General features: G+C 62.5%; 15 protein-coding genes and 1 pseudogene. 9 read left to right on the forward strand and 7 right to left on the reverse strand.

Annotation, left to right across the window (positions count from 1 at the left end):
• The coding region (locus tag A2J01_RS18575; RefSeq protein WP_064113286.1) for a pyridoxal-phosphate dependent enzyme at positions 1-902 on the forward strand (902 nt) is incomplete at its 5' end.
• Between the two features lie 13 nt (positions 903-915).
• Here the strand turns inward: A2J01_RS18575 and A2J01_RS18580 are convergent.
• Positions 916-1437, reverse strand: coding sequence for a TetR/AcrR family transcriptional regulator (locus tag A2J01_RS18580; protein ID WP_019748850.1), 522 nt, complete (start codon positions 1435-1437; stop codon positions 916-918).
• Between the two features lie 128 nt (positions 1438-1565).
• Here A2J01_RS18580 and A2J01_RS18585 point away from each other — a divergent pair, with 128 nt between their 5' ends.
• Positions 1566-3107, forward strand: coding sequence for an MFS transporter (locus tag A2J01_RS18585; RefSeq protein WP_042452853.1), 1542 nt, complete (start codon positions 1566-1568; stop codon positions 3105-3107).
• 21 nt (positions 3108-3128) lie between these two features.
• On the opposite strand, the gene treZ is transcribed toward A2J01_RS18585, so the two are convergent.
• Together treZ and A2J01_RS18595 are read right to left on the reverse strand one after the other, a co-directional pair.
• Positions 3129-4850: a malto-oligosyltrehalose trehalohydrolase gene (gene treZ / locus A2J01_RS18590; RefSeq protein ID WP_064113287.1), complete on the reverse strand. Its 1722-nt coding sequence runs from the start codon at positions 4848-4850 to the stop codon at positions 3129-3131.
• A 69-nt stretch (positions 4851-4919) separates the two neighbouring features.
• Positions 4920-6281 (reverse strand): NAD(P)-binding domain-containing protein, encoded by a 1362-nt coding sequence (locus A2J01_RS18595; RefSeq protein WP_064113288.1) that lies wholly within the window; start codon positions 6279-6281, stop codon positions 4920-4922.
• 96 nt (positions 6282-6377) lie between these two features.
• Between A2J01_RS18595 and A2J01_RS18600 the strand changes: the two genes are divergently transcribed.
• The 4 genes and pseudogenes from A2J01_RS18600 to A2J01_RS18615 all read left to right on the forward strand — a co-directional run.
• Positions 6378-7262 (forward strand): helix-turn-helix domain-containing GNAT family N-acetyltransferase, encoded by an 885-nt coding sequence (locus tag A2J01_RS18600; protein ID WP_064113289.1) that lies wholly within the window; start codon positions 6378-6380, stop codon positions 7260-7262.
• A 64-nt stretch (positions 7263-7326) separates the two neighbouring features.
• Positions 7327-7713 carry an ArsR/SmtB family transcription factor gene (locus A2J01_RS18605; protein WP_030537016.1) on the forward strand — a complete coding sequence of 129 codons (387 nt, stop codon included), beginning with the start codon at positions 7327-7329 and terminating at the stop codon, positions 7711-7713.
• On the forward strand, positions 7710-8813 hold the full coding sequence (gene arsB, locus A2J01_RS18610) for an ACR3 family arsenite efflux transporter (protein ID WP_064113290.1): 1104 nt from the start codon (positions 7710-7712) through the stop codon (positions 8811-8813). The genes A2J01_RS18605 and arsB overlap by 4 nt, the downstream gene beginning before the upstream one ends.
• Positions 8810-9199, forward strand: a pseudogene (locus tag A2J01_RS18615) (arsenate reductase ArsC); the annotation flags it as partial. The gene arsB and the pseudogene A2J01_RS18615, both read left to right, overlap by 4 nt.
• Here the strand turns inward: A2J01_RS18615 and A2J01_RS36465 are convergent.
• Genes A2J01_RS36465 through A2J01_RS18625 form a run of 4 tightly spaced genes read right to left on the reverse strand, consistent with a single transcriptional unit; the run spans position 9198 to position 12437 of the window.
• On the reverse strand, positions 9198-9599 hold the full coding sequence (locus A2J01_RS36465) for a VOC family protein (RefSeq protein ID WP_073513039.1): 402 nt from the start codon (positions 9597-9599) through the stop codon (positions 9198-9200). The pseudogene A2J01_RS18615 and the gene A2J01_RS36465 sit on opposite strands and share 2 nt — an antisense overlap.
• A gap of 48 nt (positions 9600-9647) precedes the next feature.
• Entirely contained in the window at positions 9648-9779 is a 132-nt protein-coding gene (locus A2J01_RS37215; RefSeq protein ID WP_256082667.1) for a hypothetical protein, read from the reverse strand.
• Complete coding sequence (locus A2J01_RS18620) at positions 9776-10366, reverse strand: TetR/AcrR family transcriptional regulator (RefSeq protein ID WP_064113291.1); 591 nt, start codon at positions 10364-10366, stop codon at positions 9776-9778. The genes A2J01_RS37215 and A2J01_RS18620 overlap by 4 nt, the downstream gene beginning before the upstream one ends.
• Positions 10367-10424: 58 nt before the next feature.
• Entirely contained in the window at positions 10425-12437 is a 2013-nt protein-coding gene (locus A2J01_RS18625) for an MFS transporter (RefSeq protein ID WP_064113292.1), read from the reverse strand.
• Positions 12438-12616: 179 nt separating this feature from the next.
• Between A2J01_RS18625 and A2J01_RS18630 the strand changes: the two genes are divergently transcribed.
• The 3 genes from A2J01_RS18630 to A2J01_RS18640 form a co-directional block, all read left to right on the forward strand.
• Complete coding sequence (locus A2J01_RS18630) at positions 12617-12811, forward strand: DUF1918 domain-containing protein (RefSeq protein WP_003941743.1); 195 nt, start codon at positions 12617-12619, stop codon at positions 12809-12811.
• Positions 12812-12868: 57 nt separating this feature from the next.
• Positions 12869-13492, forward strand: a complete 624-nt coding sequence (locus tag A2J01_RS18635) for a TetR/AcrR family transcriptional regulator (RefSeq protein WP_042450140.1) — start codon at positions 12869-12871, stop codon at positions 13490-13492.
• A gap of 57 nt (positions 13493-13549) precedes the next feature.
• A partial coding sequence (locus tag A2J01_RS18640) for a PLD nuclease N-terminal domain-containing protein (protein ID WP_064113293.1) occupies positions 13550-13851 on the forward strand: 302 nt, incomplete at its 3' end.

Genomic DNA, 13851 nt, shown 5'->3' on the forward strand with positions numbered 1-13851 from the left:
ACGTAGCCGAAACCGGCGCAACCATGGTTCCGCCGTTCGACGACGTGCGCACCGCTGCGGGGCAAGGAACCATTGCAGCGGAGATTCTCACGCAATTGGACGCCCCTCTCGACACGATCGTCGTGCCGGTCGGCGGTGGCGGTTGCATTGCGGGCATCGCCACCTACCTGCACGAGCGGTCGCCGAAGACGTCGATCGTCGGGATCGAGCCGTCCGGCGCGGCGTCCATGACGGCCGCTCTTGTTGCCGGGGGCCCGGTGACTCTTCCCGACGTCGATCCATTTGTCGACGGAGCAGCGGTCAAGCGGATCGGCGATGTTCCCTACGAGGTCGTTTCACGTCTGGGTGCCGCCGTCGTGTCGCACGCGTCGTTGCCGCTCGTGGCTCGTCAACTTCAGACGCGGTCCGGTTCGGGATCGTTTGTCGTCAATCAGATCGACGAGGGCGCTATCTGCACGGCGATGCTCGAGCTGTATCAGAGCGAGGGCATCATCGCCGAACCTGCGGGTGCGCTTTCCGTTGCGGCACTTCAGAATTTGACGTTCGAGCCGGGTTCGACCGTCGTGTGCCTGATCTCCGGTGGCAACAACGACGTCTCCCGTTACGGCGAAATTCTCGAGCGTTCGCTCGTTCACCTCGGGCTCAAGCACTACTTCCTGGTGGACTTTCCGCAGGAACCGGGAGCGTTGCGTCGCTTCCTTTCGGACGTGCTGGGGCCGGACGACGACATCGCGCTGTTCGAGTACGTCAAGCGAAACAATCGCGAGACGGGTGCCGCGTTGGTGGGTATCGAACTCGGTTCCGCCGACGGGTTGGCGGCGTTACTCGAGCGGATGGAGCGCGCGCCGATGCAGTCCGAGAGGCTCGAGCCGGGAAGCCCGGCGTACCGCTATCTGACGTAAGGGACGCCCCCGGTCAGGGCCGCAGTCGCTCGACCACCTGTCGATGCAATTCGGGATCCGGCTGGGGAAGCCCGAGCATGGCCGCCAGGTACAGACCGTCGCCGACGAGTCGGATGATCTCGGCTTGTATGGGATCGGCGATCTCGGTCTGAAGGCCTTTGTCCCAGCTGCGCATCACGTGGGTGACGGCTTTCTGGATCTCGTCGTGTTGTCCGTCGACTGTTCGCAGTGCCGCGATGATCGACCGGAAGAGTGAGAGTTCTTCGCTTTCGTTCGCATCGGGGATCTGCAGATAGAACTCGGTGACCGTCGTACCGCCGGCTACGGCGTCTTCGAGTTGCTGATCCGAGCGTTCTCCGAGTCTGCGGACCATCGCCGCGAGCAGTGCTTCCTTGCTGGGGAAGTGATAGAGAAGTCCGCCCTTGGAAACCCCGGCTTCGGCAGCAACGCCTTCGAGCGTGACTTGGGCAACGCCGCTGACCAGCAGCAGCTTCTCCAGTGCGTCGAGAATTCGATCGCGAGTGTCGGCAGCCATGTGATGTGACCCTACCCGGAAATAACTTTACCGCTCGGACGGTTCACTGTTACCGTAGACCTACTGTACCGGCTGGACGGTGCAGTGAAGTCTTTTCGAAAGAACTCAGAGAAAGTCGCAGGGGAGCAATGTCAGTGTCGGCAGATACGTCTGCAATCAATCCCGACGAGGTTCGGGCGACAAAGCGTGACTGGGCGGGCTTGATAGTCCTTGCCTTTGCTGTGTTGCTCATCGCAGTCGACGGCACGGTGCTCGATCTTGCGCTTCCGTTCATCAGCGCCGACCTCGAGCCGAGCAGCACGCAGTTGCTGTGGATCATCGACGTCTATTCGTTCGTGCTCGCCGGTCTGCTCATCACCATGGGTACGCTCGGCGACCGGATCGGTAGGCGAAAACTGCTCCTGATCGGCGCAGTCGGCTTCGGTCTCGCCTCGATCATCGCCGCTCTCGCTGTCAGTCCCGAGATGCTCATTGCCGCCCGCGTGCTGCAGGGTATTTCCGGTGCAACGCTGATGCCGGCCACCCTCGGTCTGATCCGCACGATCTTCGTCAATCCGCGTCAGCGCACCGAGGCGATCGGTGTCTGGGGCGCGATGGCCGGTGGCGGTACCGCGGCAGGCCCTTTGGTCGGTGGTTGGTTGCTCGAGCACTTCTGGTGGGGTTCGGTCTTCTTGATCAACATTCCGGTCATGATCGCGCTGGTTGTACTCGGCCCGATCCTGATCCCGGAGTCGAAGGACCCCAATCCGGGTCGATTCGACCTCATCAGCGCTGGTCTGTCGATGGCGACCATGTTGCCGCTGGTGTACGCGGTCAAGGAATCCGTGGTGCACGGCGTCAGCATCACGTTGCTGGTGATCGGCCTCGTTGGTCTCGCGGCGGGTTACGTGTTCGTGCGTCGTCAGCGGATGCTGAAGGATCCGATGTTGGATCTGAAGCTGTTTGCCAACGCGTCGTTCTCCACCGCCGTCATCACCAACCTGCTCTCGATCTTCGCGCTGGCAGGTGTCCTGTTCTTCGGCTCGCAGTACCTGCAGTTGGTGCTGGGTAACTCGGCGCTCGACGCCGGCCTGCTGATGCTCCCGGGTATGTTGCTCAGCGCATTCACCGCGGTTGCGGCGGCCTGGTTGATTCGCCGGTGGTCGGTGTCTCACGTGCTCAGCGCGGGCCTCGCGGTTGCCGGTATCGGTGCTGCGATGCTGCTCGCGCTCGGCGTCGACAGCGGCCCGTTGATGTTCGTGATCGGCTTCGGTCTGGCCGGTGCTGGTGTCGGTGTCGCGTTGACGTTGACATCGGATCTCGTGGTCAGCTCGGTGGAACCCGAACGCGCCGGCGCTGCGTCCGCTGTGTCGGAGACCGCGTACGAACTCGGCATCGCGCTCGGCGTGGCGATCCTGGGCAGCGTGGTGATGGCGATCTTCCGCAAGGGAATCGACACCTCGATGCTCGAAGCAGATCAGGCGCACGCTGCACAGGGCACGCTCGGCGGTGCCCTGCAGGAAGCAACGTACCTACCTGGTGAACTCGGTTCGGTGCTTGCCGATTCCGCGAAGTCGGCGTTTGTCGACGGTATGCACGTTGCTGCCGGTGCAACAGCTTTGGTTCTGTTCGTCAGTGCCGCATTGGTGTTGCGGATGCTGCGGAGTACACCAGAGAACGCGAAGCGTTAATACCGGAATCTCGAGAGTTAGTCAGCTTTCGAGTACGACGAACGAGTGCCCCGGCACCACTGTTGCGGACGCGGTCTCGTCCTGTGTCGGCGGATCCCACCAGAGGATGGGGGTTCCGCCGGCCGGGACCGAGGCCGCGTCCGTTCCCAGATTGCACACGATCTGTAATGCGCCGCGGCGCAGGGTGATCCACTGGTCGTCTTCGTTGTAGTCGACGTGCAGGTGCCCCAGCCAAGGGTCGGTGATCTCGATTCGCTTCCTGCGCAGGGCAAGTAGATCGCGATAGCAGGCCAGGACGCGAGCGCGTGTCTCGTCGTCTCGCTCGTCCCAGTCCAGTTTCGATCGCAGAAATGTCTGTGGGTCTTGCGGATCCGGAATGTCGTCACTGTTCCAGCCGTGCGCCGCGAACTCCGCTTTGCGGCCTTTGGCAGTGGCCTCGCCGAGTTCCGGTTCCGGATGCGAGGTGAAGAACTGGAACGGAGTGGTCGCTCCCCATTCCTCGCCCATGAACAGCATCGGCGTGTACGGCGAGAGCAGGACCAGCGCCGCCTTGATCGCCAATTGTCCTGGCGTCAGATAGGCGCTCGGGCGGTCCCCGATCGCGCGGTTGCCGATCTGATCGTGGGTGCACGTGTATGCGAGCAGGGCGCTGGCGGGCTGATGCGTGATGTCGATCGGCCGCCCGTGAACCCGTCCACGGAACGAGGAATACGTTCCGGCGTGGAAGAAACCGCGCCGCAATGTATTTGCAAGGGATTCCAAGGATCCGAAGTCGGCGTAATAACCCTGGCGTTCGCCGGACACGGCCGTGTGAATGGTGTGGTGGATGTCGTCGTCCCACTGCGCGTCCAAGCCGAACCCGCCGGCCGCTCGTGGCGTGATCAGAGTGGCGTCGTTGAGATCGCTTTCGGCGATCAACGTGAGCGGTCGACCCAGATGAGCCGACAGTGTTTCCGTTCGGACGGCGAGTTCCTCGAGGATGTGCGTTGCGGTGTGATCGACCAACGCGTGGACGGCGTCGAGGCGTAGACCGTCGATGTGGAAATCGCGCATCCATCGCAGGGCATTCCCGATGATGTACTCGCGAACCTCGCCCGACTGCGGACCGCCGATGTTGATCGTTCGGCCCCAGGTGTTCGCTCCATCGGCAATGTAGGGGCCGAACTTTTCGAGGTAGTTGCCCGACGGGCCCAGGTGGTTGTAGACCACGTCAAGGATCACGCCGAGTCCGCGTTCGTGGGCCGCATTCACCAAGCGTTGCAATCCGTCCGGGCCACCGTAGCTCTCGTGGACCGTGTACCAGAGCACACCGTCGTAGCCCCAGTTGTGAGTTCCGTTGAAGCCGTTGACCGGCATGATTTCCACGAAGCCGACGCCGAGGTCTACCAGGTGATCGAGACGTTCGATCGCGGCGTCGAATGTTCCTTCGGGGGTGAACGTTCCGATGTGCAGTTCGTAGACCGATGATCCTGGGAGTTGTCGTCCGGTCCACTGAGAGTCGGTCCAGGACGCCTCGTCGAGTTGGTGCAGTTGGGAGCGGAGATGCACGCCTTCGGGCTGGCGTGGTGAACGCGGATCCGGGAGTGTTTCACCGTCGACGACAAAGCCGTAGCGAGCGCGGTTGTCGCAGTCGACCTCGGCGCGCCACCACCCGTCGTCGGTCCGGTCCATCTCGTGCGTGATGCCGTCGACTTCGACCCGGACCGATTCCGGTGTGGGCGCCCAGACCTCGAATGTATGCACACGATCAGCATGCCTTGTTCGGCCGGATGTGGCAGCCCGGCGGGCTGGTTCCGTCGTCAAGGACTGTTTCTATCCGCAGGTGTTGCCGGACGGTGCAGACAGCGTGATCAGTTTCGGAGCGGGGGCGCTGCAGCATCCGCCCTCGGCTTTCCCTGTGTCGGTTTCTGCTGTGTCAGGTTCGTCGAAAATGCCTGCGCCGCCGCAGACTCCGGTCTCCGGAAGGATCAACTCGACGCGGGCCGCTGCTTCGTGATCGCCGGCGAGCTCGGCTGCGATGCTGCGAACCTGCTCGTAGCCGGTCATCGCCAGGAAGGTGGGTGCTCGGCCGTAGCTTTTCATTCCAGCCAAGTACACCCCCGGCTCCGGATGGCGAAGCTCCTTCGCGCCATGCGGGTAAACGGTGCCGCACGAGTGGACGTTCGGGTCGATCAGCGGAGCAAGCTCGACCGGTGCTTGTAAGACCGGGTCGACGCCGAGTCGAATTTCCGAGAGCCAGGACAGATCGGGGCGGAAGCCGGTCAGCGTTATGACGTTGTCCACGTTCTCGATGCGATCACCCGCATCGGAGGCGAGTATGAGTTGTCCCGAAGGGGTAGTTGTCACCTCTGCGGTGCGGAAGCCGGTGACGACTCTCAACAGGCCATCCTCGACGGCCTTCTTTGCACGCAAGCCCAGGGCGCCGCGCGCGGGCAGTTCGTCAGCGTCGCCGCCTCCGAATGCAGAGCCGATGTTTCCTCGGCGGACCGCCCAGGTGATGCGGGTGCTCGGAGCCTGCTCCGCCAACCCTGACAGCGCAACGATCGCCGTCAGCGCGGAGTGGCCACTACCTGCGATGACGGTGTGCGTTCCGGCGAACTGTGCCCGCACTGCCGGATCGTCGAGATCAGGAACCCGGTACCGGATCGCAGTACCCACAGCGCCTTCGCCGAGTGCAGGAAGACCTTCACCACCGAGCGGGTTCGGGGTGCCCCAGGTGCCGGACGCATCCACAATGGCCTGGGCGAACATCCGATCCTCGGTTCCGTCCCGGCGCCGCAGGTGAATCGAGAGGGGTTCGCTGTCGCGTCCGGCGTCGACGACCAGGTCACGTCCGCGTCGAGCGACGCCGATCACCTCGGTGTCGAACTGGACCAGGTCGGCGAGGGCCGAGGCGAGTGGTTCGAGGTAGAGCTCGCGCCATTGCCGGCCGGTCGGATAGGTCTGCCCGTCGGGTGAGCTCCATCCATTCTGGTCGAGGAGTCGCCGCGCGGCGGGGGAGACGAGTTCGGACCACCGGGAGAACAGTCGAACGTGATTCCACTCGGAGATCGCAGCACCGGCTGTGGTTCCGCGCTCGAATACAAGGGGTGTGAGTCCGCGCTCGCGCAGTTCTGCTGCGGCTGCCAGGCCGATCGGGCCGGCCCCGATCACGACAACGGGTAGGGGCTTCATTTTCGTGCCTTTCATCGACGATTATCGATCTACGGAGAACTGTATCGACGATCATCAATGTAGGCAACCATCGACAGCTGTCGATATAGTGGAGAGATGACTTCGCTGCAGACTCCGACGGTGCGAGTCGGCGATTCGGACCCGGATCAGATCCGTTCTTCCGTCCTCGCGCAGGGCGATGCCGATACCTACGCGCAGTGGTTCGCCTGCCTTGCCGAGCCGATGCGCGTCCGATTGCTTCACCGGGTAGCGAGCGCGGTCGGTGGTATTACCGTCGGAGCGCTCGCCGAGGCGTTGGGGATCGGGCAACCGACGGTGTCGCACCACCTGCGCAAGCTCGCCGATGTGGGTTTTGTGACCATGCGTAAGGAAGGGACGAGCACGGTCGTCGCGATGAGTCCGACGTGTTGCGTTGCCTTGCCGCAGGCGGCGGATGTGGTGATGGGAGTCCTTGCTCCGCGTCCGTGCTGCCCGAGTGATCTGCGCGACGATGTCTCTGTCCGGGCCATGATCGACGACGACTGGGATGCGGTTCGCCGTATTTACGGCGAGGGTATCGACACCCGAAATGCCACCTTTGCCGCTGAGGTCCCCTCGCGTGAGCATCTCCACGAACGGTGGCTGCCGCAGCATCGATGGGTGGCGACTGTCGGGGGTGTTGTTGTCGGATGGGCTGCGTTGAGTCCGGTTTCCGAGCGTGACTGCTACCGCGGGGTTGCCGAGAACTCCGTGTACGTTGCGGACGGCATGCGTGGTCGTGGCGTCGGAAAGGCGTTGTTGCGCAAGCAAGTCATGGCCGCCGACGCCGACGGACTCTGGACTCTGCAGACGTCGATGTTCCCGGAGAACCGTGCCTCCATCTCGCTGCATCATTCGGCCGGGTTTCGAACGGTCGGCCTTCGCGAGAAGATCGCCGAACTCGACGGCGTGTGGCGCGACACTGTTCTGCTCGAGCGTCGAACGGCGATCGCCGAGGGATGAGTCCGGGATCCGGCTGACCGGATGCCCGATTGCGGGTTGATTCGATATCTGTCAATATCGAAGAATGTCGAATCAAGAGCTGCCGGACTCCGAGGCTTGCTGCACCCCGCTCGTTCGTGAACCGTTGACCGAGGATTGGGCCGGCGACTTGTCTCGGATGTTCAAGGCCCTCGGCGATCCGGTTCGTCTCCGCTTGCTCAGCTTGGTGGCAAGTCACGAGGGTGGTGAAGCCTGCGTCTGCGACATCTCCGACTCGTTCGATCTGTCTCAGCCGACTATCTCGCATCACCTCAAGGTGTTGCGCCAGGCCGGGTTACTCGATTGTGAACGACGCGGGACCTGGGTGTACTACTGGGTTATTCCGGCTGCGCTGCAACAGCTTTCCGCCGTTCTACTGGTTGAAGGTACGAGCGTGAGTGTCGCGGACGCGTGCGTAGAGGTCACCGCATGAGCAACACCGCTGCCACCACCGAACACCCCGAAGTCGTCGGAAAACTCTCCACCCTCGACCGCTATCTGGCGGTCTGGATCGGCGTGGCCATGGTCGTCGGCCTGCTGGTTGGACGCTGGATCCCCGGTGTGAACACTGCCCTGGACAAGGTGCAGATCGACGGCATCTCGCTACCGATCGCCCTCGGTCTGCTGATCATGATGTACCCGGTCCTGGCGAAGGTCCGCTACGACCGCCTCGACACAGTCACCGGGGACAAGAAACTCCTCGCCGGCTCCCTGTTCCTGAACTGGGTTCTCGGCCCGGCGCTGATGTTCGCCCTCGCCTGGCTGTTTCTGCCTGACCTGCCGGAATACCGAACCGGTTTGATCATCGTCGGTCTCGCTCGCTGCATCGCGATGGTGATCATCTGGAACGACCTGGCCTGCGGAGACCGCGAAGCCGCCGCGGTGCTGGTCGCCATCAATTCGGTGTTCCAGGTGATCATGTTCGCCGTGCTCGGTTGGTTCTACCTCTCGGTCCTGCCCGGGTGGCTCGGCCTCGAACAGACCACCATCGACACCTCGCCCTGGCAGATCGCCAAATCCGTTCTGATCTTCCTCGGTATCCCGCTGCTGGCAGGTTTTCTGTCCCGCTTCTTCGGCGAACGCGCCAAAGGCCGCGACTGGTACGACAACAAGTTCATCCCCAAGATCAGCCCCTGGGCGCTCTACGGTCTGCTGTTCACCATCGTCGTGCTCTTCTCGATGCAGGGCGAACAGATCACCTCCCAGCCTTGGGATGTCGTCCGGATCGCGCTGCCCCTGCTCGCGTACTTCGCGCTCATGTGGGGCGGAGGCTACATCCTCGGCGCCGCAATCGGATTGGGCTATGAACGCACCACGACCCTGGCGTTCACCGCCGCGGGCAACAACTTCGAACTCGCGATCGCGGTAGCCATCGCCACCTACGGCGCCACCTCGGGGCAAGCTCTTGCCGGTGTCGTCGGCCCGCTGATCGAGGTACCGGTGCTCGTCGGGCTGGTCTATGTCTCCCTTGCACTACGCAAACGCTTTGCAGTCGAAGAGGTTTCATTCAGTCGAGAAAGAGCGAGGTCATGAGCAAACCATCGGTGTTGTTCGTCTGCGTCCACAATGCCGGTCGATCTCAGATGGCCGCGGGATTCCTGAGCCATCTCGCAGGCGACGCCATCGAGGTCCGTTCCGCCGGATCCGCACCCGCCGAGACCGTCAATTCGGCAGCGGTCGAGGCGATGGCAGAGCGCGGTATCGACATCTCAGCGCAGTCTCCGAAGATCCTCACTGTCGACGCCGTCCAGGATTCGGATGTCGTCATCACCATGGGCTGCGGCGACACGTGCCCGATCTTCCCCGGCAAGAGTTACCGAGACTGGGTTCTCGACGACCCGGCCGGACAGGGCCTTGAAGCAGTTCGCCCGATCCGTGACGAAATCGAGCGGCGCGTTCAAGCTCTGATCGACGAACTCACGCAGATTCGCCAGGCATTGACCACGGCGACAGATTCGGACCCGCCAGACACAAACAGAACGGATGACCAGCGGGATCGAGTAGAACCCGGCAACGCTCCGGCGCGTTCTGCCGGCTACCGATTTGAGCACCGAGGCTGACAGCTTGCTCCTGTGCGATGTCCAGATCATCGACCACTAAATCCAGATGAATCTGCTTCGGTATTGCAGCCATCGGCCACGTGCTCGGGCGGTGTTCGTCGATGCGGATTGCGGTGATCTGGCCACCGCCTGTGCTGACGGTCGCAAACTTCTCAGTGTTGTACGTGATTTCGCCGCCCAGCATATTTCGCCAGAATTCCGCAAGGCGTTGTGGATCACTGCAATCGAGGGTGATCGATCCCAAGCAAGCTACAGGCATGGTCTCGACGCTACAGAATGCCTTGCTTCGGCTTCCTTTGCGGAGGCGTCATTCGTCGGTGGGCTCGATGTGTTCGGCACCGAGGACGGAGAGTCGGTATTCCTGTGCGTCCTGCTCGGTTTCGAAATCTTTCTCTTCGAGGAGATTCCGGTCGGCGTCGAGGTATCGGTAAGTAGTCATTCCTGCACCGTGTCACTGATGAACGATTCGTGCTCGGATACCGGTTCGATTTCGTCGACGGCTATTTGAATCAGCCTTCCGTAGCGCCGGATCAGATCCTCCGACGACAGTGAATCCTCACCGAGGAGTTCGAGTGTCCGCATGCCGGTGGCCAGTCCGAGCAGCAGTGAGACGACGATCTGGCTGCGTACCAAACCGGGCTCCGTGTCGCCGATGCGGCGCGCGATCCCGTGAACGTATCGTTGCTTGATCTCGGCCCGAGCGGCGTCCGGATCTGGCGCCTCGTGAACGTGTACTGCGAGCATTGCCCACGGATCGGTTTCGTCGGATTCTCTACGAGCGACAAGTTTCTCGACCAGTTGACAGCCGATGTGTCCGGTGGCGTCGGCATTCGGATCCTCGTCCATCGGAGGTGCGGACGGGATCGCAGCCGAGTACAGCCGAGCTTTGCTGCCGTAGATCTTCATGACCAGGGCAGGGGAGTAGCCGGCTGCGACCGCGATGTCCTTGATGGTCGTCGATGCGTAACCGCGTTTCGCGAACAAGGCTTTCGCTGCTGTGAGGATGCTGGCTTCGCCGCTGCTCATGTCGCTCGCCTCCGCCTCGATACCCGATCGCCATGCGTTCGGTTGCTCGTACTGGCGTTCATACTGTCGTCAACGGCTCGGCATCGACGGGTACGTCGAAATCGACGACGGTGGACTGCGCGATGACCGCTATCTGACGAGCCAATGTGCCGTGTCCGCTCTCGGTCAGCGCGGTCAGGATGTACCGGCCGGATGTGGGAAGTGCGATTCCGTAGTGCCCGGTTCCGTCGGTGACCGTGGATGCGACGAATTCGCCGGTCGGTTTCGTGAGCGTGACGACGGTTCCCGAGGTCGTTCGGCCGCCGACTCCGACCTTGCCGGAGATGGTGAGGCGGTCACCGAGTTCGACGGTGTGCGTCGATTGCGCGCTGTCGAAGCTGATTACCTGTGATCTCGGGGACCAACCGTCGGCGCTCGTGACCACCAGGTACCGGCCGGGCCGGGGTAGGGCGAGGGAGAAGTTGCCCTCGTTGTCGGCGCGACTCCAGTCGATCGGTCGCCCCTCCATGTCCATCACGGTGACAACGGCCTGCCGGATCGGTCGGCTGTCGGCCCGGACCACACGACCGGCAACCACAATTTCCGTTTCGGACACGGCGGCGTCGGGAAGCTCGAACCCTTCCGGGGTCACCGGGCGAAGTGCCGCTTCCGGTTTTGCGCCGCGGCGAGGAATGAACGCAGCGGCAGCGGCAGCAGCCACGGCGGCGAGGGCGGCCAGCCAGAAGATGTTCTTGAAGGCGTCGATCGACGGAAGGCCCTCGCCCGGCCCGGACGGGATGACCATCGACGTGAGCATGGCGGCAACCACCGCGCTGGAGGTCGACGTACCGACCGAGCGGAGCAGCGAATTGAGGCCGTTCGCCGACGCGGTTTCGGTGATCGGAACCGATCGCATGATCAGCATCGGCATCGCGGAGTAGGCGATTGCAGTTCCGATGCTGACCACCGCCGCGCTGATGATGATCAGTGCTATCGAACCGGTCAGGAACACTCGCGCGATGTAGGCGAGCGCGAGCACCGTGCCGCCGACGATCAGGGTGATCTTGGCTCCGAATCGCTTCGTGATGTTCGCGGAGACGGGCGCGAAGAAGACCATCGCGAGGCCTGCCGGAATCATGCACAGTCCGGCCGCCATCACGCCCAGTTCGAAGCCGTAGCCGGAGATCTTCGGCATCTGAAGTTGTTGGGTGGTGGAGAGGTTGTTCGCGTACATCGAGAAGCCGACGAGGATCGAGGCGACGTTGGTCAGCAGAACAGGCCGCTTGGCCGACGTTCGTAGATCGACCATCGGCTGGGTGACGCGGAGTTCGTAAGGGAACCACAATGCGAGAGTCACGATTCCGATGACGAACATCAGCAATGTCAGTTCGCGCGTCCACCCCCAACTGGCGCCCTTGGAGATGGCGAGGAGGATCGCCGTGAGTGCTGTCGAGAGCATGACCGCGCCCAGGAAGTCGAATTTGCCGCGGGTACGAACACTCGATTCCGGGACGACGACGGCTACCGCGATGATCAGCAGGACGCCCACGATCGCCGAGAGCCAGAAGATGGCGGGCCAGCCCAGATGCTCGAAGATCAACCCGGACAGCGGGAGCCCGAGTGCGCTGCCGATTCCGAGAGTGGCACTCATCAACGCTGTTGCCGACGCCACCTTCTCCTTGGGCAGTTCGTCGCGCATGATGCTGATTCCGACGGGGATCATCGAGATCGCGAAGCCCTGGAGACCACGTCCGATCAGCAGGGCGACAAAGTTGCCGCCGATCGCCGCGACCAGTGATCCGACCACGATCATCGTCATCGAGATCAGCATCATGCGTCGTTTTCCGAACATGTCTGCCAGGCGGGAGACGATCGGAGTGGCGACGGCACTCGTGAGGAGCGTGACGGTGACGAGCCAGGAGGCGTCGTCAGCGCTGACGCCGAGGATCTTCGGGAAATCGGGCAACAACGGAATGACCATCGTTTGTTGCAACCCGACCACGGTGCCGGAAAGACAGAGAATTGCGGTAATGAGCCGACTTGAACGGCGAGTGGTCGGAGACGAGTGCAATGCCAAGAGACGGTCCTTCACGCGGCGATGGTGAACGGAAATTCACCCATGAGTGAACCACTGTTCACCCGTCGCTGTCACCTTCGGTGAATATGCGATTTCTCACGACGGCAACTCGCCCCAGGGTTTCCGAGTCGGCTTGGCGGGAACAACGTCAGTGGTTGGTCTGCGCCTGCGCGAGCGGGCAGCGAGGAGGAGTGATGCATGCCGAAGTGGGTGACCGTCTCCACGTCCAGGGGCGCGTGGTGGGGCAGGCGGAGGTAACTGCCGAGGTTCTCGAGGTGCACGGCGAGGACGGCGGTCCTCCCTATCTGGTCAGGTACGACAACGGCCACGAGGCGTTGGTGTTTCCCGGTAGCGACGGCTGGATAGATCACCCCGGAAAAGGCTCCTGAGCTGCACGATTCTTTCCATGCATGGTCGTTGCATCGAATGCGGCTAAAGTGTGCGCAATGGAGGGCAGACGCCAGTACCACTCCCGCGTGCGTGAAGCTTCCGCGCAGCGAACGCGTGAACTCATTCGTGATGCGGCGACGGCCTTGTTTATTCGAGACGGGTATGTCAAAGCCACCGTCAAGCAGATTGCCGCCTCGGCCGGCGTCGCCGATCGGACGGTGTTCACAGCCTTCCCCGGCGGGAAACTCGAGATCTTCGAAGCGGCCCTCGCTGCGGCGCTCGATGCCGAAGAGGTTCCACTCGGCGCGCCGAACCTGGCCTCGGACCCCGATGACGTTCGCCGGATCGTCTCCCAGATCGTGGCTCAGGGCATCGGACTGCTCGAACGTGCCGGCGCTCTGATGATGGTCGCGGTCGAATCCTCGGGTGCGGATGCCGACATGCGTCGACTATCCGAGGAGTCGTCGGATCAGTCGGCCGTCAATGCGATGTCGATAGCCGAGGGTCTCTCCGAGCATGGCTTGTTGAGGCCTGAGATTTCGCTCGAGAAAGCCGCGGGCATACTTGCCGCTTTCGTCTCGCCTCAGCTTCATCAGCAATTGCGTCGGGTCAGTGGATGGGACGTCGATGCGTACCGAGGATGGCTCGAGTTCAACATTCGCCAGAATCTAATGTACTAATTGGTCTGTTTTCGTTAGCATGGCGAGGGTTTTTTATTCTCGGGAGGAATCGCCAGCGTGCCCTATGCCTTGTTCGGCCTCATCACGATGTTGCTGTGGATTTTCTGCATCGTCGACGCCATCACGAGAGATGACGCCTACATCCAGTACCTACCCAAGGTCGTCTGGATTCTGATCATCATCTTCCTTCCTACTTTGGGATCGGTTCTGTGGCTGGTGGTCGGGCGCGGACAGAACGCGCCCCGCGGATACGTCGGCCCAACCGGGTACGGCGAATACGAGCGCCCGGGACGTGCCGTTGCGCAGGATCCGGCGGCGGACGAAGCCTTCTTGCGTCAGTGCCGCGAACGGGCGGAAGA

This window comes from Rhodococcus sp. EPR-134, from assembly GCF_001647205.1.
GTDB classification, from domain to species: domain Bacteria; phylum Actinomycetota; class Actinomycetes; order Mycobacteriales; family Mycobacteriaceae; genus Rhodococcus_F; species Rhodococcus_F qingshengii.

Coding starts and splice junctions, on each gene's coding strand:
- A2J01_RS18580 (WP_019748850.1), bottom strand. CDS start 1,437: ATGGCTGCCGACACTCGCGATCGAATTCTCGACGCACTGGAGAAGCTG.
- A2J01_RS18585 (WP_042452853.1), top strand. CDS start 1,566: ATGTCAGTGTCGGCAGATACGTCTGCAATCAATCCCGACGAGGTTCGG.
- A2J01_RS18595 (WP_064113288.1), bottom strand. CDS start 6,281: ATGAAGCCCCTACCCGTTGTCGTGATCGGGGCCGGCCCGATCGGCCTG.
- A2J01_RS18600 (WP_064113289.1), top strand. CDS start 6,378: ATGACTTCGCTGCAGACTCCGACGGTGCGAGTCGGCGATTCGGACCCG.
- A2J01_RS18605 (WP_030537016.1), top strand. CDS start 7,327: ATGTCGAATCAAGAGCTGCCGGACTCCGAGGCTTGCTGCACCCCGCTC.
- arsB (WP_064113290.1), top strand. CDS start 7,710: ATGAGCAACACCGCTGCCACCACCGAACACCCCGAAGTCGTCGGAAAA.
- A2J01_RS36465 (WP_073513039.1), bottom strand. CDS start 9,599: ATGCCTGTAGCTTGCTTGGGATCGATCACCCTCGATTGCAGTGATCCA.
- A2J01_RS37215 (WP_256082667.1), bottom strand. CDS start 9,779: ATGACTACTTACCGATACCTCGACGCCGACCGGAATCTCCTCGAAGAG.
- A2J01_RS18620 (WP_064113291.1), bottom strand. CDS start 10,366: ATGAGCAGCGGCGAAGCCAGCATCCTCACAGCAGCGAAAGCCTTGTTC.
- A2J01_RS18630 (WP_003941743.1), top strand. CDS start 12,617: ATGCATGCCGAAGTGGGTGACCGTCTCCACGTCCAGGGGCGCGTGGTG.
- A2J01_RS18635 (WP_042450140.1), top strand. CDS start 12,869: ATGGAGGGCAGACGCCAGTACCACTCCCGCGTGCGTGAAGCTTCCGCG.